Genomic DNA, 21,984 nt, shown 5'->3' with positions numbered 1-21,984 from the left:
CTCGGCCGTCCGGCTACTCTTCTTTGTCGTCGGACGCCGATTGCTGTCGTTCGGACCGTTTCTGTTTCGGGTCGGCCTGCTTTTCGATGACGATGTCGTCGTCGCAGCACTCTTCGAGGACGTGTTCGACCTGTTTTTCGAGTTCCCGGACCCTGCGTTCCAAGCGCTCGTACTCCACGCGTGTGACGTAGTCACCCTTCACGTCGATGTTGACCTGCTTCGCGTTTTGATCGGGGGCGATAGAGAGAGTATCGTTCGGCGAGTTCAGGTCGACGTTGCCGTTGGGATTACTCACCGTGTGGATGGATTTCAGCGCGTCGATCTCGTGGGGGTCGTCGAAATCCGTGACGTGCGAGGCGATGATGGCGTACAGCATGTCGTTCGTGTAGAGGAACGACCGCAGGTCCGGTGTGGGGTCGCGTTCCCACTCGCTCCCGGAGTCCTTCTCGAAGTGACCGAGGTAGACGGAGAACGGCTCTCCGTCGCAGTCTTCCGAGTGCTCGTCGTAGTAGGACCGAGCCATCTGCGTCAGCGCCTCGTGGTGCTCCCGCGCGGACCCCCCGTGTTTCGTCAGTTTCTCTTTGGCGGGAAACGTCACCGACGGTACCGTCTTGTAGTCGGTCGGTGCCTGCTCGCTGTAGACCACGTCGAACGTCTCAACGATTCGGTTGTGACAGCACCGTTCCTCGCACCCGTCGGCGCCGTCGGGAATCGGAACGGACTCCACGTGACACTCTCTGTACTCCAAGAAGACGTAGATATCTTTCCCGTCCGCGTGACACGGTTCCTCGGGGTCGGTGTCCCCGCCATCGCGTTCTTTGAGTCGGTACGGTCCGTTCGAGGGGACGACCATCAACTGCCCCTGCCTATCGACGGCGAGGCCGGGTTCGATAGTCGCTTCCAGTCCCCGCCTATCGGTTTCGCTAATGGTGGTTCCGAGCCCGCAGACGAGGCCACCGCCCAGTACGTGATTCGAGATGGCGTTCGTCCGCTCTCGATGGTACGACTGTTCCGCCTCCATATCGCGAGCGGTCATCAATTTCCCGTGGAAGTACGCGTTCCGCTCGAATCGATTCAACCTGGACCCATCGGTCCCCGCCCGCCGAATTTGTTGACTCATTTCGCACCGTCCCTCTACACTGAGGTCATCGTGTCGACATATAAACTTGTGTTATTTTTCGAATTCATGTTGTTCGGTCATCTTCCATTATATCGCTTTTTTCCTGCCGAACCGAATGATAGTCATCGAACAGAAGATATGTCATACTACGTATGATTATAAGTACGTCGCCGTCCCTTGTTGAGTATGACGGGGAGCGACGACAACCACTGGTGCACGTTCTCGTTTGACATCGACGAGATAGGCGAAAAGTACGTCCCACCGTCCGGGTCCGACGGTTGGGACTGGGACACAGAGGAAGACGAGGTCCACTGCACCAGAGAGAAGTGGCGCGACGACCGCTGTATCTGGCACGCGGAGGTCACGGATAAGCCGGTCGCGGAACTGGCCGAACGGTTGGAGGCCGAAGAGACGCCGGTCATCCTCGACAAACTGTACCTCGGCGGGGCGGACCTCGGCGACCGACTGTCGCTCGCCGACGTGCGGGCGACGAAGGCGGACCTCACCGACGCGAACCTCCGTGGAGCGGACCTGACGAACTTCAGCGCGCCGGACGCGAAGCTATCGGGTGCGAACCTGTTCGAGGCCACGCTCGACGGTGCGGACTTCTCGGAGGCGGAGGTCGAGGGCGGGTCGCTGGACATGCGGTCGACGTCGATGACGGGGGCGCTTCTCACGGGGGCAGTCCTCGACGGCGTCGACCTCGCGGGCGCAGACCTGACCGACACAGACTTCACCGGCGCGTCGCTGAGAGGTGCGGACCTCGCGGGTGCGACGCTCACGAACGCGAACCTCACCGAGACGAAGTTGGGCAAAGCCGACGGGACGGTGCGCTCGAATCTCTCGGAAGCGACGCTGGAAGGCGCTTACCTCGCGAGAGCCGTCCTCTCGGGGGCCAACCTCTCGAGGGCAAAGTTCCCGTCGGCGACGCTGCTGGGCGTGGATTTCACCGACTCCGACCTCCGGTTCGCCGATTTCACCGAGGCGAGAGTCGGCCCGAGTACGGAGGGCGGTCAGACGAAGAACACGAACATGTCGGGCGCGAAACTGTCGGAGGCCATCTTCTCGACGGCAGAGGTTCGTGACGTCGAACTCGGTTCCGCGGAGTCGAACCTGTACGGGTCGAAGTTCGACGGAGCGACGGTACGAGGCGTGAACTTCGCCGACGACGACGTTCGAAACGCCGACTTCACCGACGCCCGGGTCGTGAACGCGACGTTCTCGGGTGCGAAGCTCTCGAAGGCGATGTTCACAGGTGCGACTGTCTACCGCGTCGAAGACGACGACAGCGCCGAGCAATCGAGTGGGAACGCCGCCACCTCGGTGGCGTTCGACGACGCGGAACTGGTCGAAGTGGACTTCTCGAACGCGACGGTGCGGCGGCCGAACTTCTCGGGGGCCAACCTCTCGAAGGCCGTCTTCGAGGGAGCGACCGCACCGGACGCGACGTTCGACGCCGACTCGAACCTCGCGGGCGCGAAGTTGGGCGGCGCGACGTTCACCGACGCGACGTTGGACGGCGCGTCGATGGAGTTCACCGACTGCACGGAGACCGACTTCGCCGGTGCGACGGTCGGCGCCGGAACCGACTTCGCCGGCGCGACGATGCCGAAGGTGAACTTCTGGAGCGTGAACGCGGACCAACGGGGAACCACGGGCGCGAGCATCGACGTGAACTTCGCCGACGTGACCCTCTCGGAGGTGAACTTCTCGCACGCCTTCCTTCCCGGGGCGACGTTCTCGGGTGCGAAGTTGGACGGCGCGACGTTCGACGGCGCAACGCTGGTCGAGGCGGACCTCTCTAAAGCGGACCTCTCGGATGCCACCGCACGCGGCGCGGACCTCTCGTCGGCGTCACTCGACTACGCGACGCTTCCGGGAGCGAACCTTCGAGGCGCCACTCTCGAAGGGACCGAGATGCTGGAGGCGAAACTCGTGCAAGCCGACCTCGGGTACGCGAAACCCGTCGGTGCAAAACTGGAACGGGGGGACCTCACCGAGGCAGTACTGTTCCACGCCGACCTCACCGACGCCGAACTGCCACACGCGACGCTCTCGGACGCCGACCTCACGGAAGCGGTCGCGACAGGGGCGACGTTCGAGAACGCCACCTGCATCGGCACCGTGTTCAGAGACGCCGACCTCACGAGCGCAGCGTTCCAGAAGGCCGACCTCACCGACGCGGACTTCACCGGGGCGACGCTGACCGAGGCGAAACTGAACGAGGCGACGGCGACGGGCGCACACTTCAGAGCGGCCGACCTCGCCGACGCGGAACTCGACAAGGGAACTGGTTCCGCGGGCGCGGACCTCACCGGTGCGGACCTGCAGTACGCGGTTCTCACGAGGGCGGAGTTCCACGACGCGATTCTCGCCGAAGCGGACCTCAGACACGCTCACGTCTCCTCGAAGGCCGACTTGGCCGAGGCCGACACGACCGACGCGAAGTGTTGGTACATCGTCTGGGACGACGGTGAGACTCCCGACGGCGAGAGTTCACCGTACGAGGCCGCCTCGGAGCCCGCGGCCGATGAACCGCCCGAGGACGAGGAGGACTACACCAGCGCGGAGGGAACCGACGAGGAGACTGGTCAAGCGTAAGCGGTCCTCACAGCGGCGGTATCGCTTCGGTGGGCGGTGTCCGTCGGAAAACGCACAAGCCGCCTCCCGGTCGAACACCGACTCACGCTCTCGTACACGCGGGACGTACGACAGTCGGTTCGAACCGCTCTCGCCGACCACCGGGCTCGGGGGGGGTGCCGTCTGTTTGGAGGCGGGCGCGGGTGTTGGTGACGCGGTCATACGGTTCGGCCGATCCGAACTCGTACGGTAACCGCCCGACTCCGTAGTCTTCGACGAAGACCCGGATGTGAACTCGACTAACCGAACGAGTCTGGTAGCTACATCGACGCCCATCGGGACAGATACGTCGACTGATTTTGACCGTATAATATCCTATTACCCAAAACGTAGCTCTATAAGAGCAAAGTGTATTTCAAATATCCAATATAAAATCATACTTAGAGAATAAAAGTAGAGAAAGCGAGATTCGTAAATATACTCGGCGAGATGATTTCAAAGTCAGTCGAGAGAGGTATAGTTCTGCGATACTGTTAGACAGATCACAGACGAGTACGTTCCGATAGGAGGTGCGACGAGGGAGATGCAGAGTGACTGGTTTCGGTCATTCTGTCGTGTCTGTGACGAAGAGGAAGAACGCACACAGTCGTCGTTGCCGTCGATGCAAGGTCGACGATTCGGTCGAAACCGGAGACGACTCCGAACCGATGCCGTCACTACCCGACCGGACGGACGGTTCCAGTATCTGAAGTCGTTAGTCCGTCATGCCGACGACGGTGACGGGCAGGTCTGCGTTGAGTATCACACGTTGAGTCACGCTCCCGAAGATGGCTTTCCCCGCCGGACTCCGTCGCCGTCCGCCGAGCACGATGTGGTCGACTGCAAGGTCCGAAGCGATGTCGAGTATCCCCTCCGAGACGGGGAGATAAATTTCACGCGACTCGGCCTCAACCCCGGCCTCGGCGAGGCGATCCAACGCCTCGCTGACCGCTTTGCTCTGTTCCGGTGGTAAGTCGTCGTCGGCACCGTCGTCTCGGTAGGCGTGGACAACGGTCACACCGACGTCGCCGGGGACGCCCGGTAAACCGGTGACAAATTCTGCCTGTGCAACTGCTCTGCCGACGTCGTCGTCGACTGGTACCAGTATCTGGTACATGCAGTCACCAACGGAGACCATCTATTTGAATGGTCGCCCGAAACGCTCCCGTGCCCGGACTGTCTCTCCGGTTCCTCCGTCGGCGGACCGACGATGGCCGCGCCGATGGCCGAATTTTATGTGACAGCGCGGACCAGATGTGTTCAATGGACCGCCGCAAGAAGTGGACGTTAGCCATCTTTCTGTTCGTTCTCGGAGACGGCATCGCCGTACAGACCCGCGGAGCCCTCCTCTCCACCTTCGAGCAATCATTTGCCGTGTCCGAGAGCCTCCTCGGACTCGTCGCTCCGGCGGGCACTATCGGACTCGTCCTGACGGTTCTGATAGTCGGAATGTTCTCGGGAAGCCTCGACGTCAAGCGGTTCCTCGCCGTCGGTGTCGGTGTCACCATCGCGAGCCTCCTCCTGTTGGGTACGTCGGTGTCGTACCTCACGTTGCTCGTCGGGTTTCTCGTCCAGGGGGTTGCGTTCGGAGTGTTCAGAGCGTTCGACAGACCCCTCCTCGGTCACCTCTACCCCGACCAACGAGGCAGGATTTTCAACTTGTACGCTGTCTTGTGGGCCCTCGGGGCGACGGCCGGCCCCCTCCTCGTCAACGTCGTTCTCTCCCTGGGCGACTGGCGACTCACGTACCTCGTGTTGATCGTCGTCTTCCTGCCGACGGCGTTCCTCCTGAGGAGACTCGAATTACCCGCAGAGACGTGGACGGAACAGCGACTGACACTCGCCGAGTTACGGTCCGTGCTGCGAAAGCCCTCTGTCGTCGGGATGGTCTGCGCACTCGTTTTGACCGGCGGTATCGAGGGGACGCTCTTCACGTGGTTACCGTTCTACGCGACGCAGTTCGTCCCGCAGTCGACGGCGAACCTCCTGCTCTCGGGGTTTCTCGTGATGTACATCCCGGGTCGACTGGTGTACAGCCGTCTCGTCTCGCACGTCCGGTCGCTCACCCTCATCGCCACGCTCGCCGTCACGTCGCTTCCGCTTCTCTTCGTCGCCTTCGTCTCGCCGTCACCGATAGAGTTGTCCGTCGCTGTACTAGGGTTGGGTCTCCTCGTGTCCGGGTTCTACCCGACGATGTCCGCCTTCGGCGTCGACGCCCTCCCGGAACGGAGCGGTCCGGTGAACGCAGTCGCCGTCGCTGCGAACTACGTCGGTCTCTCCGTCCTCCCCGTCGTCGTCGGGACGCTCTCGGGGCAGTTCGGTATCTCGACCGGAGTTCGGGTGTTGTTCCCGGCGATGGCCGGCGTCGCACTCGTCGTGGTGGTCACTCGATTCCGCGTCGGCGGTATCGAGACGAGGACTCCCGAACGGAGCTGACGGATTCGCACGAGGGGAGGCGCCGTGGGACCGTAACACCTACTATCCGTGCTATGTATCGACAGGACGAATGCAACCAGTTCGCATAGCTGGTGTCGGACTGACACCGCTCGGGAGACATCCGAGTCGAACCGGACGCGACCTCTTCGGGGAAGCCGCGGAGGCGGCGTTCGCCGACGCTGACGTCCCACGTGCGGACGTAGACCGACTGTGTCTGGGCAATTTCGTCGGGGACGTCGCAGAGAACCAGGGCCATCAAGGGCCCCTCATGGCCGACGCAGCGGGGATTACCGCACCCGCCACGCGGTTCGAGAACGCCTGCGCCGCGGGCGGTTCGGCCGTCCGCGGAGCGGTCCGGTCGATCCGCGGCGGCGACGCGGACGTCGTCCTCGTCGGCGGTGTCGAGACGTTGACCGACCTCGGGACGCCGAGAGCCACCGAAGCGCTGGCGATGGCGGCCGACGACCTCTTCGAGAGTCGAATCGGCGTGACGTTCCCGGGAGCGTACGCGCTGATGGCCCGGGCCTACCTCGAAGAACACGGGGGGACGCGTGAGGACTTGGCCGCCATCTCGGTGAAGAACCACGCCAACGCCGTCGACAACGAGTACGCGCAGTTCCGCCGCGAGATAACCGTCGACGACGTCCTCGACGCACCGACCATCGCCGACCCCCTCGGCCTGTACGACTCGTGTCCGGTGACCGACGGTGCGGCCGCGGCCGTCCTCGTCAGTGAGTCGTACGCGGCCGAAAACGACCTCTCGGCACCAGTTAACGTGACGGGGTCCGGACAGGGCGGGGATTCGCTCGCCCTCCAAGACAGGGCGGACCTCACGCGGACGCCCGCGGCGGAACGGGCGGCGGCGGACGCGTACGAGGAAGCCGGTATCACCGCTGGCGACGTGGACGTGGCCGAGGTCCACGACTGCTTCACCATCGCCGAAGTACTCGCCATCGAGTCGCTCGGCTTCTACGATTCGGGAGGTGGAATCCGGGCCGCCGCCGACGGCGAGACCACCGCCGACGGCGCCCGTCCGGTGAACCTCTCCGGCGGGTTGAAAGCCAAAGGGCACCCCGTCGGCGCAACCGGCGTCGCCCAACTCGTCGAACTAACACGGTTGCTCAGGGGCGACCACCCGATGAGTGACGCCGTCGCCGACGCCAGCGTCGGCGTCGCACACAACGCGGGCGGAACCGTCGCCAGCGCCGTCGTCCACGTCGTGGAGGTGGACGCGTGACCGCTGACGCGTCCCGCGAGGCCGGCGGCGCGAAGTCCGTCGACCACGAGACGTGGCTGGACGCCGTCGCGTCGGGCGACGGGTTCTCCCTCGTCTGTCCGGAGGGACACGGCTGGCTCCCGCCGCGACGGGTCTGCAAGACGTGCGGATCGACCACCCTCGAACGGATGCCGTTGCCGGCGTCGGGGACGGTCGAGACGTACACCGAGATAACCGTCCCTGCGCCGCGCTTCTCCCACGAAGACGCCGTCGCCGTCGCCATCGCGGACTTCGGGACGGTGCGCGTCACCGGCCGACTGCGCGGCGTCGAGTACGACGACGTCGAACGCGGAACCGCCGTGGAACCGGGCGTCGAGCGCTCCGGACAGGAGGACGAGCGAATCGTGGTCCTTCGGCCTCGGTGATCATCCGATGAACGACGAGACGGAAACCAACGATACAGAGCCCAAGACGGAGACACAGACGATGCGAGAGAGACTCTACGGAGAAGAACCGTTCGTCGCGGACTCGGCGTTCACGTCGAAGAAGGCGTACCTGATCGGTGACGTGGCTGTCGGCCCGCGAGCGAGTCTGTGGCCGTTCGTCTGCCTGCGGGGAGACGGTGGCCCGGTGACGGTGGGTGAGGAGACGAACGTCCAGGAGTTCTCGATGCTGCACGGGGCGACGTTGGGCGACGAAGTGACCGTCGGTCACAACGTCGTCGTCGACTTCGCTACCGTCGGGGACCACTCCCTCGTCGGGATGCAGAGCGCCGTCCTCAAGGGCGCGACGGTGGAGTCGAACTGCATCGTCGCCGCCGGGTCCGTCGTCCTGCAGGACCAGACGATTCCCGAGGGTCACCTCGCCTACGGCGCGCCCGCGGAGACGAAACCCCTCACCGACGCCCAACGCGACGAGATATCGCGCGTGCACGAACACTACGTCGAACTCGGGCGAGAGTACAAATCGACCGGTCGGTTCGAGTAGTTCTCCGAGCAGGGCCGGAGGGCTGCTCTCCTCGACGAACGTCGCTTTCAGTCCGATAATTTATATTGGATGCTGCGCGAGGTTGTCTCACGCGCAACCATGCCAGCAGAGCCTCCCGAAGAGACATCAGTAGTGCACGAACCGTCCGACGAGTTCGTCGAATCGACGAACGTCTGGCGGTTCATGCAGGAGTACGGCATCGACGACTACGACGACCTACTCGAGACGACGAACGGCGACGTCGAGTGGTTCTGGGACGAACTCGTCGACTACCTCGGCGTCGAGTTCTACGAGGAGTACGACGCGGTCCGAGACGACTCGGAGGGCCCGCAGTTCACCGAGTGGTACCCCGGTGGGAGGATGAACATCGCCCACAACGTCCTCGACAGACACGCCGCCGTCGACAGCGAGACGCGGAACAAAGTCGCCACCATCTGGGAGAGCGAACAGGGAGACGTCCGTGAGGTAACCTACCACGAACTCCACCGGCAGTCGAACAAGGTGGCCAACGCGCTGGAAGAACGGGGAATCGAGACGGGCGACACCGTCGGGTTGTACATGCCGATGGTGCCCGAAGTCGTCTCCATCCTCTACGGCTGTTTCAAAGTCGGAGCCATCGCGGTCCCCATCTTCTCCGGCTTCGGCGTCGACGCCGCGGCCACCCGGATCGCGGACTCGGAGTGTTCGGTCCTCTTCACGGGCGACGGGTTCTCCCGCCGCGGGAGCGAACTGACGCTCAAAGGGACCGCCGACGACGCCATCGAAGCGGCGGGCTACGTCGAACACACCATCGTCTTCGACCGACTCGGGGCCGACGTCCCGTGGGACGAAACCCGCGACGAGTGGTGGGACGACGCCGTGGAGTCGCAGGCCGGCGCGTACGAGACGAAGGAACTCGACGCGAACCGAGAGTCGATGCTGCTGTACTCCTCCGGAACGACTGGCACGCCGAAAGGAATCGTCCACACGCACGCGGGCGTGCAGATGCAGACGGCCAAGGAGATACACTTCGGCTTCGACCACGAGCCCTCGGACCGGTTCTTCTGGGTGTCGGACATCGGCTGGATGATGGGGCCGTGGACGCTCATCGGCAACCACACCTTCGGCGGGACCATCTTCATGTACGAGGGCGCACCGGACTACCCGGACCCGAACCGCTTCTGGGAGATGATCGACCGCCACGGCCTCACCGTGTTCGGTGTCTCGCCGACTGCGATACGCGCGCTCCGAAAGCACGGCGACGAGTACGTAGAGGCACACGACCTCTCGTCGCTCAGACTCCTCGGATCCACCGGGGAACCGTGGGACTCCGAGTCGTGGATGTGGTTCTACGAGAACGTCGGCGGGGGCGAAGCGCCAATCATCAACATCTCCGGAGGGACCGAAATCTGCGGGTGCTTCCTCATGCCGATGCCAATCCAATCGCTCAAGCCGTGCACGCTCGGCGGGCCGGGACTCGGGATGGACGTCGACATCGTCGACGACGACGGGGAGAGCATCGCCGACGCGCACGAACGGGGCCACCTGGTCGCGCGCGACTCCTGCCCGTCGACGACGAAGTCGCTGTGGTCGGGTGACGACCGCTACCTCGAGGAGTACTGGTCGACGTGGGAAGGTCTCTGGGACCACGGCGACTGGGCGCAGAAGGACGAGGACGGCCTCTGGTTCCTCCACGGCCGGGCGGACGACGCTCTCAACGTTGCCGGTCGGAAGGTCGGCCCTGCCGAGATAGAGGGCGTCCTCATCGAACACGACGCGGTGAACCAGGCGGCTGCCGTCGGCGTCGACGACGAGACGACGGGGACGGCCGTCGTCGCCTACGTCGTCCTCGAAGACGGCGTCGAGCCTTCGGACGGACTCCGCGCGGAACTCCGGGAACTCGTCGGCGAGGAACACGGGAAGCCGTTCCGTCCGCGGGAGCTGTTGTTCGTCTCGGAGTTCCCGAAGACGCAGTCGGGGAAGATCATCCGCCGCGCCATCTCCGCCATCTATCAGGGCGAGCAATTCGGCGACATGAGCAGCATCGAGAACCCGGAGGCGCTCGAAGAAGTGGAGGCGGCGCGGTAGATTCCCGCGTTCGGCTCCGGCCCGTCCCTTCCGCTCTCGTTTCGCTACCTGCTCCGCGACTCGCAGCGGTCTCCACTCGACGTATATTCGCCGCGCGCACGAGAGACGGCGATGCCACTACTCCTGAATCGTCGCCGCCGAAGAAGGCCTCGACACGGGAATCGAGGACCGTGAGTTCTCAGTCGTCGGGACAGACGCTGCGACTGAGTCCGTCAGTTGGTTCGTTTCGCGTACGGTTCGATGCCCGCCTCCTCCATGCGCGTCCGGAGTCGTTCGCGGCGCGTCTGTCGTTCGTTCTCCGACATCCGGTCGGGCGTCCACACCTGTCCGCTCGTGTCCTGGTGGACCTCCACGCGCTCGATTCCCTCTAACCCCTCGACGCGCTCTACGATCTCGTCGCTCATGTCGAGGAAGTACGTGCACAGCTGTGAGGTCAAGAGCAAGTCGACGTGGACGACGTCGCTATCTACGTCGATGTTCTCGACGAGTCCGAGGTCGAGGATGCTGATGGGATGGTCGCTCATACAGCTACACGGGTCGAGGACCTTCCCGAGTTCGTCCTTGATTCGCTCCTTGCGTTCGTTCGTGAACTCTTCGTCCGGGGTGACGTGGCTGCTGGAACTCATGCTTGTGGGGCGGGAACGTCGTAGCTAGACCACGGTTCGGCGGGGTACTGGTCGAGTTCCTCGCGCGCCTTCGCCCATCGGTCGTCTTCGATGTCGCGGCGAAGTTGGTCGGGGTCCTTGCCGAGGAGTTCGAGGGCGTTCTTCCCGAGGATGTTCTCTTTGTCCTCTTGGGTGATGTCGGGGTAGTCGTACTGTGCCTGCAGGTCTTCGGACATCTCGAGGTCCCAGATACCCTCGATGGGTGGCTGTGGATGCAGTGCCGTCGCACCGCTGGCGAAGAGGATGCGGTCCGAACCGACCCAGTAGAGCAGTTCTCCCATTATCTTGGCGAACTTCCGCGGACGGGTGTTCACCAGACACGCGGTGTTTTCGAGGTTCGCGTAGACGTTGTCGTTGCTCGCCATCGCCCAGATGGTCTCCTCGAGGAAGGAGAATCCGACGTGGATGACCTCGAAGTTTAGGTCGGGGTACTTGTTCGCGGCTTCCTCCACGTCGTCGATGCGGAAGTACTTGGTCGGGGCCTTCGCGAACGGGATGAACTTGTGGATGCCGACGGTGTCGACGTCGAGTTCGTCGGCCTTGTCGAGTATCGGTTGGACGGAGCGCTCGTTCAGTTGGAGCGAGAGGTCCTGACCGTTCTGGTACCGGGCGGGGTAGAGTTTGATGCCGTCGACGTCTTTCTCGTTGACGTAGTACTCGACCTGGTCGACCGCGTCGTCTTCGAGCGGGTTGATGTCGACGTACATTCCGACTCGCTCGGGGTTCTGGTCGCGGAACTCGAAGCCCTTCTCCCGGGAGACGTAGCCGTCGTGGAAGTAGTCGTCCAGCGGCAGCGAGTGGTACACCGTGTAGTCGATCTGACTCTCGAGGAAGAGCAGACGAGCCAGTTCCTCGGGTTGGTGGTCGCGGTAGAACACCTCCTCGGAAGGGACGTGACTGTCGGGCAGGAGTTTCTCGCCGAGGTCGAACGTCTCGTCGTCCCATCGTTGAGCGTTCGCGTGCTTGTGGTTCTCCGGGGTGTGGTTGAAGCAGTGGGAAACAGAGTCCACTACCAACGTTCCGTTGTCTAACATCGCACTCGAACCATGTATATAATGAATAATAAGGATTTGGGTCGGTACAACACCTCCACTCTCGAACACTCCCCCCAACTCGCTCGGACGAAACCACCCTAAGGTGCCGTCGACTCGGGGCGGGGAGGGGACAAGACGGGAAGGAACGGGCGGAAGCGAGACGCCGTTCGTCGGGTCCTCACAGAGCGGAATCAGCGGGGCGAACGACGTCCGAACGGCCGTAGAACGACGCGTGCTGAGGGACGCCCGCGCGCGTCTCGGCCGAGCAGACACGTCGCTCCCCCGCCGGTGAGGAAGCAACGTTTATGTGACCGCGATAGCCAACGTTTGGTACAGTATGACAGGCAGACTCGACGGGAAAGCGGCGGTAGTGACAGGTGGGTCGTCGGGCAACGGTCGGGCGATCGCTCGGCGGTTCGCCGAAGAAGGAGCGGCGGTGACTGTTGCGGACGTCCGAACCGACCCACGACTCGGCGGGGAGCCGACGCACGAGGCGATTCGCGACGCGGGCGGCGACGCGCAGTTCGTCCAGACTGACGTCACGTCCATCGAGGACCTCCGTGCGGCGGTCGACGCCACCGTCGACGCGTACGGGTCGCTCGACGTGATGGTGAACAACGCCGGCGTCGAACGACAACTCCCCATCACCGAGGCGACGGCCGACGACTTCGAGTGGTTGATGGGTATCAACGTCCGGGGCGTCTACTTCGGCTGTCAGGCCGCCGTCGAGGTGATGCGAGTCCAGGGAAGCGGCTCGATAATCAACATGTCCTCTATCGGGGGAATCAGAGGGTTGGAGAACTCCTCGCTGTACTGCACCTCGAAGGGGGCCGTCACGAACCTGACTCGTCAGGTAGCGGTCGAAACGGGGCCGGACGGCGTCCGCGTGAACGCAGTTAACCCCGGCATCATCGAGACGGCGATGACGAAGGAGGACGGCGACACGGCGGGTGGACTAGTGGCACAGACTCCGCTCGGGCGGGCAGGACAACCAGAAGAAGTCGCGGAGGTCGTACTGTTCCTGGCGAGCGACGAGTCGTCGTACGTGACGGGGCACAATCTCGTCGTAGACGGCGGCGTGACCGCCTGACCGCAGCGAGCGACGTTCCTCCGGGTCCGATTGCTAGGTATTTTTAATACGGAGTGTGTGTGTTGTTCTCGTATGCTACACGTCTCTGGACCGTTGTTGACGGTCGACGTTGGAGCGAGAACGACCGAAGAGACCGACGTCGACGACGTCCTCGAATCGTTCATCGGCGGGCGCGGCGTGGCGACCCGCCTCGCACACGACCGAATTCCGTTCGACGCCGACCCCCTCGGCCCGGAGAACAGCCTGTTCTTCTCGACCGGACCGATGCAGACGTCGAACATGAGCTTCACCGGACGGATGAACTGTACTGCGGTCTCACCGCTCACGGGTGGCCTCTTCTCGTCGAACGCTGGTGGGTTCATGTCGAGAAACTTCGCCGACGCGGGATACGCCGCCGTCGAAGTCACTGGCGAGAGCGACGAGTTGGTCGTCGTCCACGTCACCGACGAGGGTGTCGAGTTCGAGGCCGTCCCGGACCTCGAAGAGGCGACGGTGCCGGAGATCACCGAGTACGTCGAGGAGACGCACGGCCTCTCCGAAGAGCACGTCGCCTGTATCGGACCCGCCGGTGAGAATCTCGTACGGTTCGCGTCCGTCATGACGACCGAGAGCCGCGCATTCGGACGAGGTGGCCTCGGCGCAGTTCTCGGCTCGAAGAACGTGAAGGCGGTCACGTTCGAGGGAGACTCTCGGCGCGAGGCAGAGATACCGCCGATTCAGATGGACGTCCACCGCGAGGCGGCGACGAGCGACCACATCATGAAGCAACAGGGGACGACGAGCGTCACCAGCCTCGCCAACGAGGTGTCGGCGTTGCCGACTCGCTACTTCTCGGAGCTACAGTTCGAGGGCGTCGAGGGAATCAACGGCGACCGAGTGGGCGAGAAGAAGTACAAGCGCGGAACGTGCTCGTCGTGTGCGTTCGCCTGTAAGCTCCCCACCAAGGACGAAGAACGCGGCGTGGAGACGGAAGGCCCGGAGTACGAGACGGTGATGTCGTTCGGATCGAACTGCAGCGTCGACGACGTCGTCGACGTGATGAAGTCGAACGAACTCTGCGACCGCTACGGCGTGGATACCATCTCGTGCGGGAACGCCGTGGCCGCGTACTTGGCGGCCGAAGACGAGTTCGGCAACGTCGACTTGATCCACGAGATGGTCGAGAAGATAGCCTACCGCGAGGGAGACGGCGACGTCCTCGCGGAGGGTATCGCTCGTTTCCACGACGAACTGGGCGTCGATAACTGGACCGTCAAGGGACTCTCGTTCGCCGCGCACGACGGTCGGACCCTGAACGGACAGGGTCTGAGTTACGCCGTCGCGAACCGCGGGGCCGACCACATGTTCACGACGCTGTACGCGTGGGAGTATCCCCTCGTGGACCGCGAGAGCGCGTTGGACCCGACCGGTCTCGACGGCAAAGCACCGCATATCGTCGAACAGGAGAACGCACGCGCGCTGGAGGACTGCGGCATCATCTGTCGCTTCTCACGGAGCTTCATGACCCCCGAACGGTACGAAGGACTGTTCGAGGCGGACTACGACGATCTCCTCGCCGTCGGGTCGAGGGTCGTGGAGCTAGAGCGGCACTTCAACAACCAGCGAGGGTTCGACCGTGCCGACGACACCCTCCCGTACGACCTCCCGGACTTCGAAGCCGCCCTCGACGACTACTACGCACAGCGTGACTGGAACGCGGACGGGACGGTCCCCGACGACCACGTGAACGAGCCACAGTCGGCCGACTGACTCGCTCCGACTCGTACGGGGTGCGGCCGCTCGATTGCGTGCGTCCACCGAGAAGACGGGCTGTGCGTCGGCGAACGTTCGTCCCAACTGAGGAGTAGTGATTCGCCGACCGAACGAATTTTTATACCGATACACCGTGTTGAGTATTGACAATGCGGGTCGCAAACTACTACGGTCGAGAAGACCTTCGTGTAGAGTCCGTCGAAGAACGAGCGCTCGCCGCCGACGAAGTCCGAATCGACGTCGAGGCGTGCGGTATCTGCGGCACAGACATCCACGAGTACACCGCCGGTCCAGACCTCACACCGAGCGCGGACGCCGAACATCCCTTGACGGGCGTCGGTCTCCCAGTGCCACTGGGCCACGAGTTCAGCGGCATCGTTACCGAAGTCGGGACCGACGTCACGTCTGTCACGGAGGGAACAGCGGTGACGGTCAATCCGGCCATCGTCTGCGGAGACTGTCGGTACTGTGCCGAGGGTCGGTACAACCTCTGTGAATCGGTCGCGAACGTCGGCCTGTCGGCGGACAGTGGTGGGTTCTCGGAACGGGCCGTCGTTCCGGCGGCCAACGTCGTCTCGCTCCCCGAGGAGATTCCGGTCGCGTACGGCGCGCTGGTCGAACCGTTCGCCGTCGGCGTGCACGCCACGCGCCGGTCGGGACTCGAGGCCGGCGACGCCGTGGCGGTGTTCGGGTCGGGGCCCATCGGTCTCGCCATCGTCCAGGCGGCGAAGGCGGCGGGCGCGACGGAGATTTTCGTCTCCGAACCCCGGACCACGCGGCGAGAGATCGCCGCCGAAGTCGGCGCGACGACGACGCTCGACCCGACGTCGACGGACGCGGTGAAAGCGATTACCGACGCGACAGACGGCGGCGTCGACGTGGCCTTCGAGGCGGTCGGAATCGAACCGACGTTCACCGCCGCGATAGAGAGCACGAAGCGCGGCGGACAGATCACCGCCGTCGGTATCTCGAACAGTGACGTCGGGTTGACGCCGAACGACCTCGTCGTCGTCGAACGGACCATCAACGGGTCCAACGGCTACCTCAGCGGACCCCTCGCAGACCGCGAGTTTCGAATGGTCACGCGATTCTTGGCGGACGGCAGGTTCGACCCCGAGCCGATGATAACGGCACGCATCGACCTGGAAGACATCGTCGAAGACGGCTTCGAGGACCTCGTCGACCCCGAGAGCGACCACGTGAAGGTCCTCGTCGAACCGTAGCGCGTCGTTGTCGGCGAGTCGACCCTCTCGGCTGCGATACTGTTTTTACGCCCGTTCGAGATAGAGGAGTATGCCTCAGTACGAGCTACCGAGACTCGGCTTCGGGACCGTCGGTGTCACCGACCCCTCGACGATCGTGACTGCGCTAGAGACGGGATATCGACACGTCGATACGGCCCAGTGGTACGAGAACGAAGACGTCGTCGGACGCGGTCTCGAACGGAGCGAGGTCCCCCGAGAAGACGTGACCATCGCCACGAAAGTCCTCCCGCGGAACCTCGGTGCCGAGGACGTGAAACGAACGGCCGCGGAGAGCCTCGACCGACTCGGTGTCGAGACGGTCGACCTGCTCTACGTCCACTGGCCGACGAACGCCTACGACCCCGAAGAGACGCTCGGCGCGTTCGACGAACTCTACGACGAGGGGAAGATTCGAGGCGTTGGTCTGAGCAACTTCACGCCGGCACTCCTCGACGAGGCACGCGAGCGGCTCACAGCGCCGTTCGTTGCCCACCAAGTCGAGATGCATCCGTTCCTCCCGCAGACCGAACTCCGCGCGTACGCCCGGCGCCACGACCATCACCTCGTGGCGTACTCTCCGCTCGCACAGGGGGAGGTGTTCGGCGACCCCGTCCTGCAAGCCGTCGCCGACGACCACGGCGTCAGTGTCGCACAGGTGACGCTGGCGTGGTTGTTCGAGAAAGAGAACGTCTGTGCGATACCGAAGGCCTCCGGCGACCACATCCAAGACAACTACGGGTCGCTGGCGCTGAAACTCTCCGAGGAGGAGTGTCGACGCATCGACGACATCGACGAGGAGTTCAGAACGGTCGACCCGAGCGAGGAAGAGAGGGTGGACGGCGTCCCGTGGGCGGAGTAAGCGCTCTCTGCTGCCACCAGACAGTCCTCGCTCGGCGTCGCCGAACTCGCGACACGCTATTCTCGAACGCCCGTCGAACCGCAGAGAGCGGTAGCGGTGCGCCTCGCTGTCCGTCCCGAGTTACTCGTACGATGGTTCGGTCACGCACACCGCGGCGGAAAGTATATTACGCAGATAGACAGTCGTTCACAAGCATGTCTCGACAGCAGTACCCCCGGGGCCTCGCCCACGTCGGCCTCACGGTGCCGAACATCGACGAAGCGATCGACTGGTACACGACCGTCCTCGGATTCTCCCACGTGAGGGGGCCGGAAACCGTCGTCGCCGACGAGGGATACGCCGGACGTCAGGCGGCGAACCTCCTCGGAGACTTCGAGGAGATGCAACTGGCCCACCTCGCGACGGGGAATCAGATCGGCGTCGAACTCTTCGAGTTCGAGTCGACTGCGGGCAACTCGGACGCGGATCCGACGAACCCGGGTCTGTTCCACCTCTGCGTGATAGACCCCGACGTGGAAGCACTCGCCCGACGAATCGACGAACACGGCGGCGACCACTACTCGGAGGTCTGGGAGATATTCGAGGACGACGACACCTACACGCTCACGTACTGCCGTGACCCCTACGGAAATCTCCTCGAGATATACTCGCACAGTCACGAACGAATATACAGTAACTCTGAAGCGTAGTCGCCCGCCGAGTAGTTCGTCCGTTTTTCATCCGCAAACCGTAGAAAGAGCGGCCCGAGGGCGCGTCGAACTCAGCGCCGGAGGGGAAGTCTCCGACGCGGACCGTCCAGCGACGTCACTTCACGACGTCTATCTTGCGACGGTCTATCGACAGAGCCACCGCCGCGACGACGACGACGCCGAGGATTATCTCCTGGACGAACGGGTCGACGGCGGTGAGATTCATCCCGTTCTGTAGCACGGCGATGACGAGCACCCCGAGGATCGTTCGGTGGGGACCACCGACGCCTCCGGTGAGGGCGGTCCCGCCCATGACGATGGCCGCGATGCTGGGCAGTAGCATCCCTTCGCCCATGCTCGCAGACCCCGACGAGATTCGAGCCGCCAACAGCGCACCGGCAGCGCCACAGAGCAAGCCCGAGAGGACGAACGGATAGATCTTGTACCGGTCGACCTTCGCGCCAGCGAGTTCGACGACACGCTCGTTCTCGCCGAGGGCGAAACAGTAGCGTCCGAACTTCGTCCGCCACGCGAGGAAGACGGTGAACACGTAGAACACCAGTCCCCACAGCACGAGGTTCGGGACGAACGGAATCCACTCCCCGGTGGCGATGTCGCGAACCATGTCGTTGCGGAACGTTATCGAGGACCCGTCGGTGACGATGAGCGAGAGACCGCCCATGATCGAGAGCGTCCCGAGCGTCACCAGGAAGGACGGAACTTTGAGCTTCGTGAAGACGAGGCCGTTGAACGCGCCCGCCATCATCCCGACGACCACCGCGATCGGAAGCGCCAGGACGCCGAAGTCGGGGATGAGCACCGCGGTGACCACGCCCGTCAGCGTGACCAACTGCGCGACCGACAGGTCGATACTCTGCTGTAGGATGGGGAACGTCCCCGCCAACGCGACCAAGAGGAGGAACGCGCTGTTCTTGGCGACGTTGTTGACGAGGTTGCCGTAGGTGAAGAAGTTCTCCGACAGTGCCGTGAAGAGGACTCCCAGAACCAACAGCATCGCGAACGGACCGACGTCGATGATCCAGTCCTGTCTCGTGCGCTTCTCTCGCTGTTCGTCGATCCAGACGGCTATCGGGTTCGTGTTCGTGCCTGAACTCATTGTTAGATCATCTCGGCTATCAGTTCTTCTTCGGTCGGCTTCGCCTCCGGCGACGCGTTCACGACCTTGTCCGACATCTTCCCTTTGCGCATGATTCCGATCCTGTTCGACATTCCGATGACCTCCTGCAGTTCGTCTCCGATGAATACGATCGAGACTCCCTTCTCGGTGAGTTCACGGCAGAGGCGGTACACCTCCTCTTTTGCGCCGACGTCGATTCCGCGGGTCACGTTGTCGACCACCAGCACCGGCGAGTCGCGCGCCAACCACCGCGCGAGGACGACCTTCTGCTGATTGCCGCCACTCAGACCGTGAACGAGTGCGTCCGCGCCCGGCGTCTTGATGTTCAGTTCTTCGATGGCGTCGGCCGTCACCTCGGTCTCGAGGTCGAGGTCGAGTAACGGGAGTCGTCCGTTCATACCCTGAATCAGCGCGAGCGACGTGTTCCTGAGGACCGACTGGTAGAGGAGCAGTCCCTCCGATTTCCGGTCTTTCGGAACGTAGCCGACGCCCGCGTCGACCATCGACTCGACGGAGTTCGCGCTGCACTCCTGACCCGCCACGGTAATCGTGCCTTCGGTCGGTGAGAGGTCCCCGGCGAGGATTCGGCCGAGCCTCTCCTTTCCGGAGCCTTCGACGCCGACGATGCCGAATATCTCGCCTTCGCGCAGGGAGAACGAGACGGGGCCGATCTGGTCTTGATACTGGACCCCGTCGACGGACAAGACGGTCTCGCCGAGCGAATCCTCCGTCCGCTGGTCGGGAATCTTGTAGTACTCCGACGACGACTCTCGTCCGACCATGCTCTGTTGGAGTTCGTCCGGTGTCGTCTCTGACGCAACTCGCTCGTCGACGAGTTCCCCGTCTTTGAGGACGTAGATGCGGTCGGAGATGCTGAGAACCTCGTCGAGTTCGTGCGAGACGAAGACGAACGTCGCCTGGTCCCGCAGTTCGTCGATTCGCTCGAAGAGGATCTCACGACCGGCCTCCTCGAGGCCGGCCGTCGGTTCGTCGAGGAGGATGACCGGGTGGTCGGACTTGCTCGACCGGTGAAACGCCTTCGCAATCTCGAGCATCTGGCGTTCGTTGAAGCTGTAATCTTTGACGAAGGCGTCCACGTCGAGGTCGATACCGAGTCTGTCGATCACGTCTTCGGCGGCCTCGCTCATCGCCGTCCGGTCGAGGACACCGAGTGTCGACCGCTCGTCCCCGAGGAAGAGGTTCTCGTATCCCCGGAGGTTGGGAATCACGTCCTGCTCTTGATGCACTAACGAGACGCCGTGTTCTGCGGCGTCGCTCGGCCCCGAGAGTTCCACCGGACGTCCGTCGATCGATATCTCACCGCGGTCTGGGTCCAAGACGCCCGTCAGGATGTTGAGCAGGGTGCTCTTTCCCGCGCCGTTCTCCCCGACCAAGCCGACGACCTCTCCACGGTCGATGCGTAGCGAGACACCGTCGAGTGCCGTCACGTGGCGAAACGACTTCGAGACGTCGTCTACGAGGAGGCTCGTCTCTCTGTGCTCTGTGGCGTCGGACTGACCCGTTTTTTCGGTGCGTTGTGGCATTTTCTGTGACATGTGTGAACGTCAAGCTCTCGTCTCAAGACTGAGTGAGCGGGTTGTTCTGGAAGTGGTCCGCGTACATCTGCTCGACTTCGTCGAGGGCCGCGGTGTCGGAGTACGCGTCCGGAATCTCGTATCCGCTCGGTTTGTTTTTGTCCTTCCACTCCAAGAGACCGGGTTCGACCATGTCCTCTTTTCGGATGGGCACGAGCGAGTTCTGCGGGTCCCAGTTGTCCTCGCCCGCCTCGGTGACCGACATCTTCTCCCAGTCGTACGGCGTCGAATCGCCCTCGAAGATGAGTTCGTTGAAGTTTCCGGCGTCGAGGACCGGGAGCGTCTCGATCATGTCGAAGTCGCTCGTCTCCTCCACGCAGAGCGGACTCCCGTGGAGCATCATTCGCTCGCCGTCCTTGGGACGCCAGCCATTGGCGAAGTCGTGCGCTTTGACGAGGCACCATCCACCTTGCCACGGACCGAGCGACGAGACTGTCGCCGTGAACCGACCCTCTTCGACCAGGCCGAGCGCCTCCGGAATCCCGTCTATACCCACCACTTCGATGTCTAAGTCGTTCTCCTCGGCGATGGTCAACGCGCCGAGTCCCACGGCGTCGTTCTGTCCGAACACGCCGTCGATGTCGTCGCCGAACTGGGAGACGAAGTCGGACATCACCTTGCGCGATTCGGACTTCACCCATCGGCCCTGCTGCGGCGGGGCGAGGAGTTCGATATCGGGGTACTCCTCCATCGCCTTGTCGAGCCCGATGTTTCGGCCGGTGTTCGCCGCGTTTCCGCGCACACCTTCGATGTGAACGATGTTCCCAGATCCGCCCATCGCCTCGAAGAGCGCTTTCGCCGCCGTGTACCCGTTGTTGATGGCGTTGGGCATGAAGAACTGGACGAACTCGTCGCCCGCGTCCTGCGGCGTGTACCACTTGTCTATCGTCCACAGCATGACGAGGGGGACACCGGCGTCGACACACGCCTCCGCGAGTGGGGGAACGCCCGAGTTCGTGAAGGCCTGTCCCATCACGAGGTCGGTCTGGTTCGCGATGGCGGTGTCCACCTGTTGGATCTGTTTACTGAGCTTCCCTTCGTTCAGTTGGACGTTCGTATCGTAACCGAGTGCTTCGGCGGCCTCCTCGTACCCCTTGACCCAGGACCCCCAGTACGCGTTCGAGAGTCGAGTTATCGTGGCCATCGAGGTTCCGCCGTCCGAGCTATCGCTCCCGCTCGAACCGGTCTCGTCCGAACCGCCGTTCTCTTGGCCGCCGGAGCCCGATCCTCCAGCACCAGTACAACCGGCCAACCCACCGAGGGTCGCTGCCGTACCTGTTGCTGCGGTCGTTTTCAGAAATTTCCGTCTAGACTGATTGTTGCTATCCCGAGCCATATCGCTTCACTTCGTCAATTTCTACCAAGGTATAAATAGATTTGGGTATTCGTCATGGTCTTTTGTATAGTATGGCGCGTATTCGCGACTCGTCGACCCTGAACGTCCGCCGAGAGTCGGAGACGCGGACACGAGCG

Annotated in this window: 18 protein-coding genes; 11 read left to right on the top strand and 7 right to left on the bottom strand. The window is 63.2% G+C overall.

Annotated elements, in window-relative coordinates:
• Positions 1-13 precede the first annotated feature (13 nt).
• Positions 14-1,036: a hypothetical protein gene (locus BM310_RS17230; RefSeq protein WP_143105185.1), complete on the bottom strand. Its 1,023-nt coding sequence runs from the start codon at positions 1,034-1,036 to the stop codon at positions 14-16.
• A 270-nt stretch (positions 1,037-1,306) separates the two neighbouring features.
• On the opposite strand from BM310_RS17230, the gene BM310_RS17225 reads away from it, so the two are divergent.
• Positions 1,307-3,721, top strand: coding sequence for a pentapeptide repeat-containing protein (locus tag BM310_RS17225; protein WP_089810078.1), 2,415 nt, complete (start codon positions 1,307-1,309; stop codon positions 3,719-3,721).
• Positions 3,722-4,454: 733 nt separating this feature from the next.
• On the opposite strand, the gene BM310_RS17220 is transcribed toward BM310_RS17225, so the two are convergent.
• On the bottom strand, positions 4,455-4,856 hold the full coding sequence (locus tag BM310_RS17220; protein ID WP_089810076.1) for a universal stress protein: 402 nt from the start codon (positions 4,854-4,856) through the stop codon (positions 4,455-4,457).
• A 146-nt stretch (positions 4,857-5,002) separates the two neighbouring features.
• Between BM310_RS17220 and BM310_RS17215 the strand changes: the two genes are divergently transcribed.
• The 5 genes from BM310_RS17215 to BM310_RS17195 all read left to right on the top strand — a co-directional run bounded on the left by BM310_RS17215 (position 5,003) and on the right by BM310_RS17195 (position 10,445).
• A complete protein-coding gene (locus BM310_RS17215) occupies positions 5,003-6,175 on the top strand; it encodes an MFS transporter (RefSeq protein ID WP_177232685.1) in 1,173 nt (390 codons plus the stop codon).
• A gap of 70 nt (positions 6,176-6,245) precedes the next feature.
• On the top strand, positions 6,246-7,412 hold the full coding sequence (locus tag BM310_RS17210) for a thiolase domain-containing protein (protein ID WP_089810072.1): 1,167 nt from the start codon (positions 6,246-6,248) through the stop codon (positions 7,410-7,412).
• The gene (locus tag BM310_RS17205) at positions 7,409-7,816 is read left to right on the top strand and encodes a Zn-ribbon domain-containing OB-fold protein (RefSeq protein WP_089810070.1); all 408 of its coding nucleotides are present in this window, start codon (positions 7,409-7,411) and stop codon (positions 7,814-7,816) included. Before BM310_RS17210 ends, BM310_RS17205 begins: the two co-directional genes overlap by 4 nt.
• A 61-nt stretch (positions 7,817-7,877) precedes the next feature.
• Positions 7,878-8,378: a gamma carbonic anhydrase family protein gene (locus tag BM310_RS17200; RefSeq protein ID WP_089810437.1), complete on the top strand. Its 501-nt coding sequence runs from the start codon at positions 7,878-7,880 to the stop codon at positions 8,376-8,378.
• A 99-nt stretch (positions 8,379-8,477) separates the two neighbouring features.
• The gene (locus BM310_RS17195) at positions 8,478-10,445 is read left to right on the top strand and encodes an AMP-binding protein (RefSeq protein WP_089810068.1); all 1,968 of its coding nucleotides are present in this window, start codon (positions 8,478-8,480) and stop codon (positions 10,443-10,445) included.
• A 212-nt stretch (positions 10,446-10,657) separates the two neighbouring features.
• Here BM310_RS17195 and BM310_RS17190 read toward each other — a convergent pair whose 3' ends face one another.
• Both BM310_RS17190 and BM310_RS17185 read right to left on the bottom strand, forming a co-directional pair.
• The gene (locus tag BM310_RS17190; protein WP_089810066.1) at positions 10,658-11,071 is read right to left on the bottom strand and encodes an iron-sulfur cluster assembly protein; all 414 of its coding nucleotides are present in this window, start codon (positions 11,069-11,071) and stop codon (positions 10,658-10,660) included.
• Positions 11,068-12,144 (bottom strand): amidohydrolase family protein, encoded by a 1,077-nt coding sequence (locus BM310_RS17185; protein ID WP_089810064.1) that lies wholly within the window; start codon positions 12,142-12,144, stop codon positions 11,068-11,070. Before BM310_RS17185 ends, BM310_RS17190 begins: the two co-directional genes overlap by 4 nt.
• A 337-nt stretch (positions 12,145-12,481) precedes the next feature.
• Here BM310_RS17185 and BM310_RS17180 point away from each other — a divergent pair, with 337 nt between their 5' ends.
• The 5 genes from BM310_RS17180 (at position 12,482) to BM310_RS17160 (ending at position 17,778) form a co-directional block, all read left to right on the top strand.
• A complete protein-coding gene (locus tag BM310_RS17180; RefSeq protein ID WP_089810062.1) occupies positions 12,482-13,234 on the top strand; it encodes an SDR family NAD(P)-dependent oxidoreductase in 753 nt (250 codons plus the stop codon).
• Positions 13,235-13,306: 72 nt separating this feature from the next.
• Entirely contained in the window at positions 13,307-14,983 is a 1,677-nt protein-coding gene (locus BM310_RS17175) for an aldehyde ferredoxin oxidoreductase family protein (protein ID WP_089810059.1), read from the top strand.
• Positions 14,984-15,135: 152 nt separating this feature from the next.
• Complete coding sequence (locus BM310_RS17170; protein WP_089810057.1) at positions 15,136-16,209, top strand: 2,3-butanediol dehydrogenase; 1,074 nt, start codon at positions 15,136-15,138, stop codon at positions 16,207-16,209.
• Between the two features lie 70 nt (positions 16,210-16,279).
• Complete coding sequence (locus BM310_RS17165; protein WP_089810055.1) at positions 16,280-17,089, top strand: aldo/keto reductase; 810 nt, start codon at positions 16,280-16,282, stop codon at positions 17,087-17,089.
• A gap of 194 nt (positions 17,090-17,283) precedes the next feature.
• Positions 17,284-17,778, top strand: a complete 495-nt coding sequence (locus tag BM310_RS17160) for a VOC family protein (protein WP_089810053.1) — start codon at positions 17,284-17,286, stop codon at positions 17,776-17,778.
• 115 nt (positions 17,779-17,893) lie between these two features.
• Here BM310_RS17160 and BM310_RS17155 read toward each other — a convergent pair whose 3' ends face one another.
• From BM310_RS17155 to BM310_RS17145, 3 genes are all read right to left on the bottom strand, one after another.
• Positions 17,894-18,793, bottom strand: a complete 900-nt coding sequence (locus tag BM310_RS17155; RefSeq protein WP_089810435.1) for an ABC transporter permease — start codon at positions 18,791-18,793, stop codon at positions 17,894-17,896.
• A 104-nt stretch (positions 18,794-18,897) separates the two neighbouring features.
• Complete coding sequence (locus BM310_RS17150) at positions 18,898-20,472, bottom strand: sugar ABC transporter ATP-binding protein (protein WP_245778534.1); 1,575 nt, start codon at positions 20,470-20,472, stop codon at positions 18,898-18,900.
• Between the two features lie 22 nt (positions 20,473-20,494).
• Positions 20,495-21,847 carry a sugar ABC transporter substrate-binding protein gene (locus BM310_RS17145; RefSeq protein WP_089810052.1) on the bottom strand — a complete coding sequence of 451 codons (1,353 nt, stop codon included), beginning with the start codon at positions 21,845-21,847 and terminating at the stop codon, positions 20,495-20,497.
• Positions 21,848-21,984 lie beyond the last annotated feature (137 nt).

This window comes from Halogeometricum rufum (assembly GCF_900112175.1).
Classification (GTDB): domain Archaea; phylum Halobacteriota; class Halobacteria; order Halobacteriales; family Haloferacaceae; genus Halogeometricum; species Halogeometricum rufum.
This window is presented reverse-complemented; position numbering and strand designations above follow the sequence as displayed.